The sequence below is a fragment of the Streptomyces sp. AM 2-1-1 genome, assembly GCF_029167645.1.
Lineage (GTDB): Bacteria > Actinomycetota > Actinomycetes > Streptomycetales > Streptomycetaceae > Streptomyces.
The window spans coordinates 2620452-2635107 of the sequence record NZ_CP119147.1 but is presented as its reverse complement, the minus strand read 5'-3'; the positions used below and the strand labels follow the sequence as shown (position 1 = coordinate 2635107).

Here is a 14656-nt window from a genome sequence, read left to right as displayed (position 1 = left end):
GAAGCAAGTTCTTGTTGCGGCTTCTCAGCTGGTGAGATCCAAAAGCAGCATGAAGGGCACCCGCGTCAAGTTCTCCGTCATCCCCGTGAGGTCTGTCAAGGCGGGGGTCCAGTCCACCGAGAAGGTCGATGGGGAGACTGTTCTCGCGTCGCTCGAGCAGAGATCTGGCCTGCCTGCGGGCGAGCTCGCCCGGCCAGGTGAGAGCGTGCCACTCGAAGCCGCCGGAGGCGACGTGTCCATCAACCTCGAAGGCCGTAACAAGGACTACATCTCCGCGATCGGCGCCACTGTCTTGGAAGCAAGCTTCGTTTACGGATGCGTCAGCTCGACGCCGAAGCCCGTCTATGGCACCGTCACCACGTGGCACGAGCCGATTGCCGGGCTCCTCGAATGCGGAACGGATCCGAAGAGCGCATATGCGAGAGAGGCCTACACCCTGCTCTGTGGGGAGAAGGGGGCTTCTGCCACGGCAAGCGTCTCTCCCTCCCCCTGAGGGCGGTACCGCAGTTGGTCGCGCACCCGCCAGTAATTTCGGGACAGTCCTGAGCGACTCCTCACAGAACTCCGCTCGTAGGCGGCCCATGCAATAGTGGCTTCGGGCCCTGGGATCTCCCAGGGCCCGAAGCGTTTTTAAGGTCCAATCATCAAACGGTGCGACGGGGATTCTCAGGGATCGTCGGCGGGCCTCGGAGAGTCGGCCGTCGAAGGGACGTCCAGGGCGTCCGAGGCTGTCGTCCGGCGCTCTATCCAGCGTTCTCTCTGAGCCGCACGATCGCCGGACGTTTCGAGCCCGTCCGCACCGCGGCAACGGAGGAGTCAGCACTGGAGCGCTTCGCGGAGGTCGCAGCGGCGTGGTCGGAACCGTGGCCGGGCGGGTGATGGTTTTCCCGTTGGTCACGCGAAATGCCGGCCGGGCGGCACCTGGCCGGCCCGTCGCCGGTCGGAGCGGGCGGGGGGATGGAACGACGACCGGGGCCGCCACCCCCCACAGGAGAGGCCCCGGTCGCCTTCCACGGAGTCGCGGTGCGGCTCCGTACTCCACACAGCGCCGGGACCGCCTTTTCTGTCACACCGGCACGACACCTACGGTTTGTTGCGACTTGTACAAGCCATGGACGCGACACCCGCCGAGCACGTAGCGTGCTGACCGCGCAGGGTGGCGCAGCGGCGGTGACCAGCCGCGATTCGGGACAGCAGGGCGGTTGAAGGTGCTGGGGGACGACGCGGAGCTGACCGCCGCGGTGCTCGCGGCGCAGGGCGGGAGCGAGGAAGCCTTCCGCGTTGTGTACCGCGCCGTGCAGCCACGGCTGTTGGGGTACATACGCACGATGGTGGGGGATGCGGACGGGGAGGACGTGGCGTCCGAGGCGTGGTTCCAGATCGCCCGCGATCTGGGCCGGTTCAGTGGTGACGCCGACCGGTTCCGGGGATGGGCGGCGACGATCGCTCGGAACCGTGCGCTGGACCACCTGCGCATGCGCAGCCGACGGCCCGCGATCGGTGGTGACGAGACGGAACTGACGGGCCGTCCGGCGCACGCGGACACCGCCGGCGAGGCCATCGAGGCGATGGACACCGACCGGGCCATGGCACTGATCGCCCGGCTTCCGCAGGACCAGGCCGAGGCGGTCGTGCTGCGGGTGGTCGTCGGCCTCGACGCGAAGAGTGCCGCTCGGACGCTGGGGAAGCGGCCCGGCGCCGTACGTACCGCCGCGCACCGCGGGCTGAAGCGGCTCGCCGAGATGCTGGGCGGGGAGCACCGGGAAGCGGAACAGGCCGGTACGGTCCCCGAAGGGCCGGGGAACGACGGGCCGGAGCGCGGTGCGGGAGGGCCGGACGCCGGAGGGCGGGACGTGCGGGGCCCGGGCGGACCCGGGCCGGAACTCGGCTCCGTACCCGCGCAGCGCCTCGGACGGGGTGGTGCGGCGGCGCCCGCGGTGGCGGCTCCAGGAGTGACGCATTCGCTGGCGTGGACGCAGAAGGACATGTGATGGCCGACGAGCAGGACGAGTGGCTCGACAGGGACGCGGCGGAGAAGTTGCTCCGCGGCGAACCGGTCGTGCCCCCCGGCGCTCAGGCGCGTTCCGCTGCCCGCAGCCTCGCCGAGACGCTCGGCGCGGCCCGCCCGGGAACCGCGCCCGGCAGGGAACTGCCCGGGGAGGAAGCGGCGTTGGCGGCGTTCCGGCAGACCGCGCCGACACGGGGTGGCGCCGGTGCGGGGCGCCGCCCGGCCGGCCGAAGGCCGTTCGGCCCGACGGTGGACGCCGGTACGGCCCCGGACGCCGGTACGTCCCCGGACGCGGGTACGGCCCCGGACACGAGCATCCTCGAACCGGTACGGCTCGGAGCGGCACCCTCCCCGAACCGCGGCCGGGGGCGGCCCCGGTTCGGGCGCCCCGTGCGCATCGGCCTGGCGGCGTCGCTGGCGGGCTGCGCACTCGGCGGGGTCGCCGTCGCGGCCGGTACCGGCGCGCTGACCGGTGCGTTCGGCGGCGGTACGGAACACGGCCCGGCGACCACCGTCTCCGTGGCCGCCACACCGGACGGTTCCGCCCCGAAGGCGCCGACTGCCACCGACGGCCCGCCCGACACCTCCGGGGCGACCCCCGGCAAAACGTCCGGGGACCGGGGCAGCGGCTCCACCGGCCACGGCTCCGGGGCCTCCGAGGGCCCGGGCACCGGCGGCCCGACCGGCATCCCGCGATCCACGGAAGGGGGTGCGGGTGGCGACGGCGACGGTTCGCCGGACCGGGGCACGCCCGAAGGTCCCGACGGCTCCGGTACCGACTGGTACTCCGTCGTCGTCGAGGACTGCCGCGATTTCCGCGACGGAGATCTGGACGACCGGGAGCGGCGGCGCCTGGACCGACTGGCCCGGGGCGAGCGGAGCGTCGCGGAGTTCTGCGCACACGTGGCGAACAGCTTCCCCGGCCCCGACGGGTCCGAACGGTCCGACGACGAGGATGACGAGGGCCGGGAGGACAAGGGCGCGAACCCCGGTGCGGGCGGCGGCTACGACGGGGGTTCCGAGGGCGGCTCGGACGGGGGTGCGAACCGCCGCGGGTCCGGGGCCGGCGTGTCCGGCGCGGGGAACGGCAAGGGCGGGAAAGGGGGGAAGGGCGCCGACGCGTACGAGCGGGGTGAACCGTCCGCCTTCTCCCGCCGGTTTCCCCCGCGGGACGGCCGGTCCACCGTCCGGTCCGCCACCCGTGACGCCGGCCGTGACGCCGCCCCTGATGCCGGCCCGGTGGAGGCCGCCCCGTCCGCAATCGTGGCCGTGACTCCGCCAAGGGCCGCTCCCGTCGTCCGTCCGGTGGCCGACACCGACTCCGGCACCGACTCCGGCCGGCTGCTCCCCGGGTCACGGCGTGCCGGGTGACACCCGTCCTCCCAGCGGTTCGACCGGATACCCCGCAGCCGGTCCCCGGCTCCCCGTTCGGGGGTCCGTTGGCTGGATCTGGTCGGTCGTTAGCCGGACCTGTCCCTGTGTGGCCGATCACATCCGCCCGTCACCTGTGACGTTTTCCGGACCCGCGGCGCAGTAGGGAGTGAGCCGACTGGTCATCGGCGGCGCATCGAGCCGGGGTTCCCCCCGTACCTTCGGCTCCGCGCATGGCGCGGGCGGGACACGTTCCCCCGGTCCCGTCCGCGCCCCTCATTCCTCGCCGCATGCTCGCCCCCTCCGCGGCCCGAGCCGTCTCAGTGGTAGATCACGACCTTGTCGCCGTCCTTCACCTGCGCGTAGAGCGCGGAGACCTTCTTCTCGTCGCGGACGTTGACGCAGCCGTGGGACGCGCCGCCGTAGCCACGCGCGGCGAAGTCGGCGGAGTAGTGCACCGCCTGACCGCCGCTGAAGAACATCGCGTACGGCATCGGGGATCCGTACAGCGTGGAGACGTGGTGGCGGGACTTCCAGTAGACGGAGAAGACGCCCTCGCGCGTCGGCGTGTACTCCGAGCCGAAGCGCACGTCCATCACCGAGACCACCCGGCCGTCGATCATCCACGCCAGGGTCCGGCTCTCCTTGCTGATGCAGAGCACCCGTCCCGTCAGGCAGCGCGGGTCCGGGGCCGCCACGGGAAGCGCGGTCGGCGGATCGAGTTCGGAGGCGGTGGGTGCGCGCGTGGCGGCCAGCAGCCGTTGCCAGGTGACGGTGTCCGTGTGCCCCGTCGCCGGCAGGCCGCCCCTGCGCTGGAAGGAGTCCACCGCCTCGGCGGTGACGCTCCCGTAGTAGCCGGTGGGGTTGCGCGCGAAGAGCCCGGCCTGCCGCAGCCGGGCCTGGAGTTCGCGTACCCGCGCCCCCTCCGAGCCGACGGTCATCAGCGGCGGCTCGGCGGACGGTGAGGGCGCCGGTGTGGTCGGGGCAGGCCGCACCGTCGTCGCGGCGGGCGCGGCGGGTGCGGACGGCTTGTCGTCGGCGGGCAGGGACACCGGAGCCGAGGGGGTCGTCCCGGTGGGCGGGCCGGCCGGCGGAACGGCGGGGTCGCTCGCGCGGGGGACGGGCGACGTGCTCGCCCCGCCCGTCACCTCCACCGGCTTGCACCCCGTCGCCAGGGCCGCCCCGGTGAGCAGGAGGGCGGCGGTCACGGCCGCCGTCCGGACGCGCCGGGCACGTCTCCCCGCAGGGAGCGATGCCGAAGGGGCGGGCGGGGGCGTGGACACGGACCCGGCCCCGCACGCCGCTGTCGGTGTCGGAGCCGGAGTCGCTGTCGGAGCCGGAGCCGCAGCCGGAGTCGAGGGTGAACGTGTTGCTCGTGTACGTGCCACTTCGGCCTCCCCATGGCCCCCGCCGCACCCCGCGTGCCGGTGTGTCGGGAGACGCATTCCCGCCGTGCGCGGTTGCCGAATCCCCCCGAGGGTCCGGAAGGCCGGAACCGGACAGTCCCGCACCGGGCGGACCCCCGGGCCCCGGGAGCGCGCACGCGTGCGAAACTCCCGTCCATGCTGGGTGTCACTGATCTGCCGACCTACCTCGTCGGCCTCGTCCTCATCGTGCTGCTGCCGGGGCCGAACTCGCTCTACGTCCTCTCCGTCGCCGCCCGGCGCGGCGTACGTACCGGTTACGTGGCGGCGGCCGGCGTCTGGACCGGCGACACGGTCCTGATGACCCTGTCCGCCCTCGGCGCCGCCTCGCTGCTGCAGACCACACCGGTGCTCTTCGCCGTCGTCAAGTACGCGGGCGCCGGGTACCTGACCTGGCTCGCCGTCGGCATGCTCCGCGCCGCCCGCGAGCTGTGGCGGGAACGGACCCTGCGGGTGGCCGAACTGACCGGGGACGCTCCGCGGACCGGTGGGACGGAGCCGGCCGGGGCGGACGGGACGGGGGAGCGGCCCTACCGCCGGGCGCTGATGGTCAGCATCTTCAACCCGAAGGCGATCCTCTTCCTGATCTCCTTCTTCGTTCAGTTCGTCGACCCCGACTACGCCTACCCGGCCCTGTCGTTCCTCGTGCTCGGCACCCTCCTCCAGCTCGCGAGCTTCCTCTACCTCTCCGCGCTGATCTTCGGCGGTACCCGCCTCGCCGCCGCCTTCCGCCGCCGCAAGCGGCTGTCGGCGACGGCCACCTCGGCGGCGGGCCTGCTCTTCCTCGGCTTCGCCGCGAAACTCTCGCTCAGCGGCGTCTGACCCGACCCCCTCACCCGCTCCCGCAGGGCGGCCCGCCCGTGGCCCCGCGTCGGCGGGTGTGGGCCGTGAGCACCAAGAACGGCGGGCCGCCGCCCACCCGCCGGAGTCCCGGGGTGCGCGACGGCCCGCCGTAAGGGAGCCGCGTACGGGCCGCGTGCGCGTACCGTACGGGAGCGTCCTACACCTGCGTGAGCAGCACCTTGCGCAGCTTCGGGGTGAACGGCCGTTCGACCAGACGGTGGATCAGCCACGCGAGGACGAGCATCGACACCGTCGTGAGTGCCATCGTGAGTCCGGACGCGATGCCGAGTTCGCGGTGGAAGACCGTCACCGCCACCCAGCCCAGGTGCTCGTGCACCAGGTAGAACGGGTACGTCAACGCGCCCGCCACGGTCAGCCACTTCCAGTTCATCCAGTTCAGCAGTCCCACGCCGATCGCCGCCACAGCGACGAAGCCGAGCGTGACGATGAGGATGATGACCGGCGCCGACCGGTTGGCGAAGGCCTCGGTGCTGGGCGGACGCCAGAGGTCCACCACGGCGTAGTGCTGGCCGAGCAGCAGGCTCACGCCCGCGATTCCCCAGCCCAGCGCGTCCCGGCGGTCGCGGTGGACGAGGTAGAGGCCCACACCGCCGATGAAGAACGGGGCGTACTGCGGCATCAGCACCACGTCGAGGATCCGGCTGTCGGCCGCGTCCGTCATCACCGCGGCCATCGTCCACACCGCGCAGAAGAGCACCACCCGGCGGCGGGTGGCTCCGGGGAGGACGACGAAGAGCGCGAAGAGGGCGTAGAAGCGGATCTCCGCCCAGAGGGTCCAGCACACGCCGAGCACCCGGTCCGCGCCCAGCGGGAGCTGCATCAGCGTCATGTTGAGCAGTCCGTCGCTGGGGGAGACGGCCTCGTACGCCACCATCGGCAGCGCGAAGACGGCCGTCACCAGGATCACGGCCGTCCAGTAGGCGGGCATCAGGCGGGAGACGCGGGACGCGAAGAACGCCGTGAGGGGCCGGCCCCAGCCGCTCATGCAGATCACGAACCCGCTGATGACGAAGAAGATCTGCACGCCGAGGCAGCCGTAGGTGAACCAGTGATGCGCGGTGGGGAACTGCAGACTCGGGGAGTTGCCCCACGCCTTGGTGATGTCTCCGTCACGGCCCCCGTAGTGGTAGCCCGCGACCATCAGCGCGGCGACCAGTCGGAGCCCGTCCAGGGCGCGCAGCCGGACCTTGGGCGCGGGCCGCGAGTCCGCCGGGCCGTCGGAGACGGGCGCGGGCGTGTGCGGACCGGCCTCCGCGGGGAGCGGCGGGAAGCCGGGTGAAGGGGCGCGGGAAGCGTGCTCCGCGTCCGCGGGGGTCAGGGTCAAGGCCACTCCAATTCAGCGTGTGCGCCGCGTCAGCGTAGGGGCGGAAAACCCGTACCAGGGCTCGGGCGTGGGGTGTTCATCTTCGTTTCGGAGCACGTTCACCGCTCGGGTGTTTCCGTTCGCCCGCCGGACGCCGCCGCGTCACCGCGACGGCGTCCTCGAAGTGCGCGGGGTGCGCGCCTGTTCAGCGGCGGACGCTCCGCCGCAGCGCGCGCGCCCGCTTCGCCACCTTGCGGACCGTGGTGTTGCGCGGCAGGAAGGCGAGTTGGGCGGGCACACCGCCCGGCAGCGCGAGGGCGGTCAGTCGCCGCCGCTTGAAGTACCGGTAGGGCTCGCGGTTGAGCGGGGACGACAGGTACGTCTCGACCTGGGGGCGCAGTCCGGCGTAGATCTCCGGCTGCATGGCGAAACCCACCGCCCGGGTCAGCCCGAAGACCGCCTCCTCGGAGGGCCGGCCGGCCCCCGGGCCCGCGGTGTCCTCGACGTCGGGCAGCAGGGCGTCCGCCAAAGTCACCGGGATCCGGTTGCTGTTCTGGTACGGGGCGAGGCGCTCCAGCAGCAGTTCGGTGCCGGTGCGGGCGGTGGTCAGGCCGTAGAAGGTCTCGGCGGTGAACAGCGCGGTCGAGAAGCAGCCCACCACCAGGGCGGGGCGGGCCCGCTCGAAGAGCACCTCGGCGAGGACGGGGACGTCCAGGACGGTCAGATCCACCCCGAGGCGTTCGGCCTCCTCCTCCAGCGCCCGGCCGTAGCGCGCCGGCGCGGTCGGGTGCGGCTTGAAGACCACGGAGCGGTGACCCCGGCCGACGGCGCCCCGCAACATCCGCACGTGCAGCTCCTCTTCCTCCTCGGGCGTGAGGATCGAGAGCGCCGACAGGTACTGACCGAGCAGCAGTGCGCAGTCGGGCGGCAGGTCGGGCAGTCCGGGTGCGGTGTCGCCGACGGCGCCGAGCACCTTGCGGAAGGCTTCCGCCGGTACGGTCTCCGGCTCGACGCCGAACTCCGTGAGCAGCAACGGCTTCAGGCCGGGGACCAGATCCAGGTGGAGCAGTCGGCGCACCCGCGTGCCGACCAGCGGGTCGATCTTGAAGCGGGTGGGGCCGTAACTCATCAGCCCGTCCGCGTACACGTCGACGGGGGCGAGGGAGAAGATCTGCGAGACGGCGAGGGCCGGGTTGACCTGGATGGACTCGACCGCGAGCTCGACGTCGTCGTCGCCGAGCTGCCACAGCAGCCGGAAGTGGCGTTCCCACAGGGGGATGTCGTTCGGGCGCGGCGCCCAGCCACCGGGGTGGAACGGGGCGATCGCCTCGTTCCAGGAGAGCACCTCGTCGAAGCGGTCGCGCAGGCGCTCGAAGCCGGGCATCTCGTCGAGAGGGGTGCTGACCTCGGGATTGGCGGCATTGTTGGACACCAGCAGGATGCGCCGGTCGACCGGGGTGAACCGGTCGGAGTCGAGCGCGGCGGCGAGGGTGGCGACTCCGTACAGCGTGGAGGCACAGAAGATCTGGGTGGTCATGCGGGTGCGGCCTCCGTCAGGGGGGCGGGCCGGCGGCGCAGCCGGCGCAGCCGGGACGAGCGCTCCAGGTCCATCGAGGCGAGGGCCTCGTCGAGGACGTCCTGGGGCAGGCGGCGCAGGGCCGCCGCGCTCGCGGAGCGCAGCTTGCGCGCCACCGCCGGCTCGAACTTGTCGATGGTGTTCAGGTGGTGGGCGATGATCGCGCAGTAGGTGCGGACCGCCTTGGGGAGGAAGAGGGCCGCGTCCCGGTCCGCCTGCGTCTCCGCCACGACCTGGTCGAACGCGGGGATGAAGTCGAGCTGGCGGACGTCACCGATCTGGGTGAGGGAGGAGGTGACTCCCCGCCGGTAGAAGATGCCGAGCAGCCGCCCGGCCACCGCGAAGGACTCGGCCTCCCGGTGCAGGCGCCAGATCCACGGCCGGTCCTCGGCGGTGTGCAGGTGCTCCGGGAAGTGCAGCAGGCCGCGCTCGACGAGACGGCGGTGGTAGATGCCCGCCCACGAGTACGGATAGTCCACCGGCGTCGACCTGTTGCCCGGCAGGATCACGTCGCGCGGCGAGAGGACGGTGTCCCGCCGGCCGTACGGAACCCGGTGGACGACCCGCTCGGTGCCGGTGCACCGGACGTGGTCGGTGCGCACGAAGTCGCACCCCAGATCCTCGATCGACGCCAGGAGCCGCGCGAAGTAACCGGGTGCCACCCAGTCGTCGCCGTCGAGGAAGGTGAGGTACTCACCGCGGGCCGCGTCGATCCCGGTGTTGCGTGCGGCGGACACCCCGCTCTCCTCGCGGCGGATGAGGACGGCACCCGGCAGGTCTTGTGCGGCGCGCTCCAGGATTTCGCGCGTTCCGTCGCTCGAACAATCGTCGACGAGAATGAATTCGAAGTCGTCGCGCGCGTTGGCGCGCAGACTCTTCAGGGCTTCGGGGGCATATCGCTGCACATTGAAGAAGGGCAGGATGACGGAGAGCTTGACCACGCACGTCACGCTAGATGTGGACCCGTCCCATTCCCCGTCCGTCGGGCGTATTCCAGGTGAACTCCGTGTGGCGGGACCATGAATGGGCCTTCCCGGCGCGTGGAGCGGGCCGGTCCGGGGCCCGGCCCCCAATCGGCGTTCTGCTGTTAACCATTTGTTGCCGCCGTGTTGGGCTGCTCCACGAAAAGACTTCCTAACTTCTAGGACGTGCCCCCACGTACCAATGAACCGGCCACATCCGCAGAAGCCACCGCGAACCCCGCGGCGCTCCGGGTGGCCGTCCTCGCAGACTCCGACACCCGGTGGAAATGGGGCGCGCTCACCGCGCGCCGGCTGACCGCCGCGGACGGCGCGTCCGCCGCCGGACGCCCCGTCGAGATCAGCGGGCTCCTGCTGCGCGGCCGGGCCACCCCCACCGCACGCCAGCTCGCCGAGGTCGGCGACGTCGGTGTGGACGCGGGACGGGTCCGCGAGGTCACCGCCGTCGAGTTCCTGCGCACCGTGCGCGAGGAGACGTACGACCTCGTCGTCCTCGCCCTCGTCGGCGGCGGCGTCCAGGCGATGCTGCACGGCCTCGCCGCCCTCGACCTGCCCCGCAGGCCCGTCGTCGTCACCGGCTACGTCGGGGTCGTCTACGAGAAGCTCGCCGACGGCCTCCTCCTCCGCCACGGCGCCGACGTCGTCCTCGCCAACTCCCGCCACGACGCGGAGCGTTTCCGCGCCGTGTACGAAGGGGTCGGCGCCGACGCCTCGGCCGTCACCGAGGCCGCGCTGCCGTTCCTCGGCGGCGAGCCGCACCGGGCGCGGGAGGGCCGCGACACCGTCGTGTTCGCCGCGCAGCCCTCCGTACCGGCGTCCCGCGCGGACCGTACGTACCTGCTGCGCCGGCTCGTCGAGCACGCCCGCAAGCACCCCGACCGCGAGGTGGTGCTCAAACTCCGCTCCAAGCCGGGCGAGCACACCACGCACATCGAGGAGCTTCCCTACCAGCGGCTCGCGGAGCGGCTGCCCGGCGGACTCCCCGCCAACTTCCAGCTGGTGTACGGGCACATGGGCGAGGTGCTCGACCGCACCGACCTGCTCGTCACCGTTTCCTCCACCGCCGCCCTGGAGTCGCTCCACCGGTCGATCCCGACCGCGATCCTCAGCGACCTCGGTGTCCGCGAGACGCTCGGCAACCACCACTTCGTCGGCTCCGGTCTCATCACCTCCTGGGACCGGCTCGACGACGGCCTGCACCCCGTCCCGGACCCGGAGTGGCTGGCAGGGCAGGGCGTCGCCGCCGACGGCACGTACGCGACCGCCTACGACGGTGCCCGGGACCGGGTCGGAGAGCTGCTCGCGGCCGGCGGACTGCCGCCGCTCGCCCCCTACTACACCCCCGCCACCGCGCCGGGATACCTCCCCGGCATCCTCGCCCGCCACCACCTCGGTCCCGACGGCCGCCCGCTGCCCGGCGCCGCGGCACCCGTCGCCACCGGCCGTCTGCGGGGCGTGGTGCGCGAGACCGTCCGCAACGCGGCGCGCGGCGCCTACCGGCAGGGCGTCCAGCGCGTCGCCCCCGTGATCCGGCGGATGGGCGAACTGTGACCACCACCTCAGGAGCAGCAATGACGACACCCACCGTCCTCGCGGTGATCCCCGCCCGGGGCGGGTCCAAGGGCGTCCCCGCGAAGAACCTCGCGCAGGTCGGCGGCGTCCCCCTGGTGTCCCGCGCGGTCCGCGCCTGCCTCGGCTCGGCCGAGGTCACGGACATCGTCGTCACCACCGACGACGCCGCCATCGCCGAGGCCGCCCGGACCGCCAGCGACACCGCCGGGGCGACCGGCCGGGTGCACGTCGTCCAGCGCCCCGCCGAGATCGCCGGGGACACCGCGACCAGCGAGGCGGCCGTCCTGCACGCCCTCGACGCCTACGAGGCGCTGCGCGGTCACGCCGCCGACGTGGTACTGCTCGTCCAGTGCACCAGCCCGTTCCTCTCCCGCGAGGACATCGACGGGGTGGCCCGCGCGGTCGCCCGCGAAGGCGCCGACACGGCCGTCACCGTCGCCCCGTTCCACGGCTTCGTGTGGCGCGACGGGGAAGCGGTCGAGGAGAGCAGTTACGGCGTCAACCACGACAAGGCCGTCCGCCCGCGCCGTCAGGACCGACCGCAGGACCTGCTGGAGACCGGCGCCGCGTACGCCATGGACGTGGCCGGCTTCCGCACCCACCGCCACCGCTTCTTCGGTCACACCGCCCTGGTCCGCACCGACCCCGCGCGGACGCTGGAGATCGACGACCCGCACGACCTGGCCCGCGCCCGCGCGCTCGCCCCGCTGCTGGACCCGTCGCCGCTGCCGACCCTCGCCGACGTCGACGCCGTCGTGCTCGATTTCGACGGCACCCAGACCGACGACCGGGTCATGATCGACTCGGACGGCCGCGAGACGGTCACCGTCCACCGCGGCGACGGCCTCGGCGTCGCCGCGCTGCGCCGCGCCGGGCTGGCGGTCCTCATCCTGTCGACCGAGCAGAACCCGGTCGTCGCCGCGCGCGCCCGCAAGCTCCAGGTCCCCGTCCTGCACGGCATCGACCGCAAGGACCTGGCGCTCAAGCAGTGGTGTGACGAGCAGGGCATCAGCCCCGACCGGGTCCTCTACGCGGGCAACGACGTCAACGACCTGGCCTGCTTCGCCCTGGCCGGCTGGCCCGTCGCGGTCGCGAGCGCCCACCCCCCGGTACGGAGCGCGGCGCGCGCCGTCACCGCGACCCCGGGCGGCCAGGGCGCGATCCGCGAGATCGCGGGCTGGCTGCTGGGCCCCGAACTGACCATCACCCGGGCCGGCACACCTGCGGCCCAGACCCCCACGCGTACCGACCCCACTGTCAATACCCCCACGATCACCACCAAGTAAGGAACACCCTCATCATGAGCGACTCCCGTCTGCGCAGCTTCGGTTCCCGCACCGCCGGCCCCGGCCGGCCCGTGTACATCACCGGCGAGATCGGCATCAACCACAACGGCGAGCTGGACAACGCCCTCGCCCTCATCGACGTGGCCGCCGACGCCGGATGCGACGCCGTCAAGTTCCAGAAGCGCACCCCGGAGATCTGCACCCCGCGCGACCAGTGGGACATCGAGCGCGACACCCCCTGGGGCCGGATGACGTACATCGACTACCGCCACCGCGTCGAGTTCGGCGAGGACGAGTACCGCACCATCGCCGAGCACTGCGCCAAGCGCGGCATCGACTGGTTCGCCTCCCCGTGGGACACCGAGGCCGTCGCCTTCCTGGAGAAGTTCGACGTCCCCGCCCACAAGGTCGCCTCGGCCTCCCTCACCGACGACGAGCTGCTCCGCGCCCTGCGCGCCACCGGCCGCACCGTCATCCTCTCCACCGGCATGTCGACCCCGAAGCAGATCCGCCACGCGGTCGAGGTGCTCGGCAGCGACAACATCCTCATGTGCCACGCCACGTCGACCTACCCGGCGCAGGCCGAGGAGCTCAACCTGCGCGTCATCAACACCCTGCAGGCCGAGTACCCCAACGTCCCGATCGGCTACAGCGGCCACGAGACCGGTCTCCAGACCACGCTGGCCGCCGTCGCGCTGGGCGCCACGTTCGTCGAGCGCCACATCACCCTGGACCGCGCCATGTGGGGCTCCGACCAGGCCGCCTCCGTCGAGCCGCAGGGCCTGACCCGCCTCGTCCGCGACATCCGCACCATCGAGGCCTCCCTCGGTGACGGCGTCAAGAAGGTCTACGCCTCGGAGCTGGGCCCGATGAAGAAGCTCCGCCGCGTCGCGGGCGTCGTCGCCGAGACCGAGAGCGCGACGGCCGCCGAGCCGGCCGCGGTCTGAGACGACCTCCGGTGAACCTCGCCTTCGTCGAGAGCCCGGTCCAGCTCCTGAACGTCCTGGAGTGGACCCACGCCATGGGGGAGGAGGCGCCGGCCGTCACCACGGTCGTCGTCCTCCCTCCGGTCGACCCGATGTCGCGCGGCCAGCTGCGCAGAATGGCGGACCTGGCCCGCGACGAGGGCATCACCGTGCGCTGGCAGGAGGCGCGCGGCGAGCAGGGCACCCCGCTACGGACGCTGCGCGCCCTGGTCGCCCTGGTGCGCAAGGCCGACCACGTCGTGATCGGGGACCCGTTCTCGCGGTACGTACAGCTCCTGCTGAGCGTCGTGCGGGCCGCCCGCCTCACCGTGGTCGACGACGGCACCGCCACGATGGAGTTCGTGGCCCAGCTCGCCCGCGGCGAGCGGCTGGTGCGCTGGCACCGCAAGGGGAGCAAGGGGCCGCGCGAGCTGCTGCTCGCGCCGGTCACCGCCTCCGCGCGGCGCCGGTTCACCCCGTCGGCGGGGCACCGCGTCGAAGTCTTCACCGCGATGCCGGTCCAGGCCCCGGACGGGGTCGAGATCACCGCCAACACCTTCTCCTGGACGCGCGCCCGCTTCGGTCCGCCCCGTCTCACCAAGGGGGCCGACATCGTCGGCACCTCGCTGGTGGAGACGGGCGTGGTGGAGGCGGAGCCGTACCAGGAGGCGGTGGCGGCCCTCGCCCGTACCCACGGCGCCACCCGCTACTTCGCCCACCGCCGCGAGGCGACCGCCAAGCTCCACGCCCTGGAAGCCGCCACCGGTCTGGAGATCGTCCGCCCCGACCTGCCGCTGGAGCTCATCGCCCGGCGCGGCCCCATCGGCCGCACCGTGCTGAGCTTCCCCTCCACCGTGGTGCACACGCTGCCCCTCGCGCTGGCGGGGACCGGGGTGACGGTCGCGGTCTGCGACATCGACCCCCGGTGGCTGCGGGACACGGCGTCCCCGCGGGCCCAGGGGTTCCTCTCGGGCGTCACGGAGACCGCCCGGGACGCACACCGGCTGGCCTTCGCCCCACTGGCCCCGCCCGCGGCTCCCTGATCGGGAGCCGGCGACCGACCGACCCCGGCGGCTTACGCGGCCGACGCCGGGTACGCCGTGGCGTATGCCGTAGGTCCGGATCCGGACCGCGCACACGCCGTGCGGGCGGAGGCAGACCACCCGTACGGCGCAAGCGGACGAAGCGGCGGAGTCTACCCACCGTGCGTGCGGCCCACACGTTTCAGCCCTGTTTCCTCTACGTCCGAGGTGCTGAAATTTTGTTGATCCATGTCCGGTGGGAGGGCGTGTAGGCATACTCTTCGA

At 72.7% G+C, this 14656-nt stretch carries 12 protein-coding genes; 8 read left to right on the top strand and 4 right to left on the bottom strand.

All coding sequences use genetic code 11. The features are described 5' to 3' along the window. The first annotated feature begins 49 nt into the window (after positions 1-49). The 3 genes from PZB77_RS11130 (at position 50) to PZB77_RS11120 (ending at position 3379) form a co-directional block, all read left to right on the top strand. Positions 50-493, top strand: a complete 444-nt coding sequence (locus PZB77_RS11130; RefSeq protein ID WP_275492416.1) for a hypothetical protein — start codon at positions 50-52, stop codon at positions 491-493. A 715-nt stretch (positions 494-1208) separates the two neighbouring features. Next, positions 1209-1991 carry an RNA polymerase sigma factor gene (locus PZB77_RS11125; RefSeq protein WP_275496014.1) on the top strand — a complete coding sequence of 261 codons (783 nt, stop codon included), beginning with the start codon at positions 1209-1211 and terminating at the stop codon, positions 1989-1991. Next, the gene (locus PZB77_RS11120; protein ID WP_275492415.1) at positions 1991-3379 is read left to right on the top strand and encodes a hypothetical protein; all 1389 of its coding nucleotides are present in this window, start codon (positions 1991-1993) and stop codon (positions 3377-3379) included. Before PZB77_RS11125 ends, PZB77_RS11120 begins: the two co-directional genes overlap by 1 nt. A 320-nt stretch (positions 3380-3699) precedes the next feature. On the opposite strand, the gene PZB77_RS11115 is transcribed toward PZB77_RS11120, so the two are convergent. Next, on the bottom strand, positions 3700-4587 hold the full coding sequence (locus tag PZB77_RS11115; RefSeq protein WP_275492414.1) for a L,D-transpeptidase family protein: 888 nt from the start codon (positions 4585-4587) through the stop codon (positions 3700-3702). A gap of 354 nt (positions 4588-4941) precedes the next feature. Here PZB77_RS11115 and leuE point away from each other — a divergent pair, with 354 nt between their 5' ends. Continuing rightward, positions 4942-5625, top strand: a complete 684-nt coding sequence (gene leuE, locus PZB77_RS11110) for a leucine efflux protein LeuE (RefSeq protein WP_275492413.1) — start codon at positions 4942-4944, stop codon at positions 5623-5625. Positions 5626-5803: 178 nt separating this feature from the next. Here the strand turns inward: leuE and PZB77_RS11105 are convergent, their stop codons facing one another. The 3 genes from PZB77_RS11105 to PZB77_RS11095 form a co-directional block, all read right to left on the bottom strand. Next, complete coding sequence (locus PZB77_RS11105) at positions 5804-6847, bottom strand: acyltransferase (protein ID WP_275496013.1); 1044 nt, start codon at positions 6845-6847, stop codon at positions 5804-5806. Between the two features lie 328 nt (positions 6848-7175). Next, positions 7176-8507 (bottom strand): alpha-2,8-polysialyltransferase family protein, encoded by a 1332-nt coding sequence (locus PZB77_RS11100; protein ID WP_275492412.1) that lies wholly within the window; start codon positions 8505-8507, stop codon positions 7176-7178. Then, entirely contained in the window at positions 8504-9487 is a 984-nt protein-coding gene (locus PZB77_RS11095; RefSeq protein ID WP_275492411.1) for a glycosyltransferase family 2 protein, read from the bottom strand. The genes PZB77_RS11100 and PZB77_RS11095 overlap by 4 nt, the downstream gene beginning before the upstream one ends. Before the next feature lie 207 nt (positions 9488-9694). Here PZB77_RS11095 and PZB77_RS11090 point away from each other — a divergent pair, with 207 nt between their 5' ends. From PZB77_RS11090 to PZB77_RS11075, 4 genes are read left to right on the top strand one after another with little or no spacing between them, the layout of a single operon-like run. Beyond that, positions 9695-11077, top strand: a complete 1383-nt coding sequence (locus PZB77_RS11090; protein WP_275492410.1) for a DUF6716 putative glycosyltransferase — start codon at positions 9695-9697, stop codon at positions 11075-11077. A gap of 20 nt (positions 11078-11097) precedes the next feature. Then, complete coding sequence (locus PZB77_RS11085) at positions 11098-12384, top strand: acylneuraminate cytidylyltransferase (protein ID WP_275492409.1); 1287 nt, start codon at positions 11098-11100, stop codon at positions 12382-12384. 14 nt (positions 12385-12398) lie between these two features. Beyond that, the gene (locus tag PZB77_RS11080) at positions 12399-13331 is read left to right on the top strand and encodes an N-acetylneuraminate synthase family protein (RefSeq protein ID WP_275492408.1); all 933 of its coding nucleotides are present in this window, start codon (positions 12399-12401) and stop codon (positions 13329-13331) included. Positions 13332-13342: 11 nt separating this feature from the next. Then, the gene (locus PZB77_RS11075; protein ID WP_275492407.1) at positions 13343-14392 is read left to right on the top strand and encodes a hypothetical protein; all 1050 of its coding nucleotides are present in this window, start codon (positions 13343-13345) and stop codon (positions 14390-14392) included. Positions 14393-14656 lie beyond the last annotated feature (264 nt).

Bases quoted from the DNA above. Each gene is read 5' to 3' on its own strand.
- PZB77_RS11130 (WP_275492416.1), top strand. From the start codon at position 50: ATGAAGGGCACCCGCGTCAAGTTCTCCGTCATCCCCGTGAGGTCTGTC.
- PZB77_RS11120 (WP_275492415.1), top strand. From the start codon at position 1,991: ATGGCCGACGAGCAGGACGAGTGGCTCGACAGGGACGCGGCGGAGAAG.
- leuE (WP_275492413.1), top strand. From the start codon at position 4,942: ATGCTGGGTGTCACTGATCTGCCGACCTACCTCGTCGGCCTCGTCCTC.
- PZB77_RS11100 (WP_275492412.1), bottom strand. From the start codon at position 8,507: ATGACCACCCAGATCTTCTGTGCCTCCACGCTGTACGGAGTCGCCACC.
- PZB77_RS11085 (WP_275492409.1), top strand. From the start codon at position 11,098: ATGACGACACCCACCGTCCTCGCGGTGATCCCCGCCCGGGGCGGGTCC.
- PZB77_RS11080 (WP_275492408.1), top strand. From the start codon at position 12,399: ATGAGCGACTCCCGTCTGCGCAGCTTCGGTTCCCGCACCGCCGGCCCC.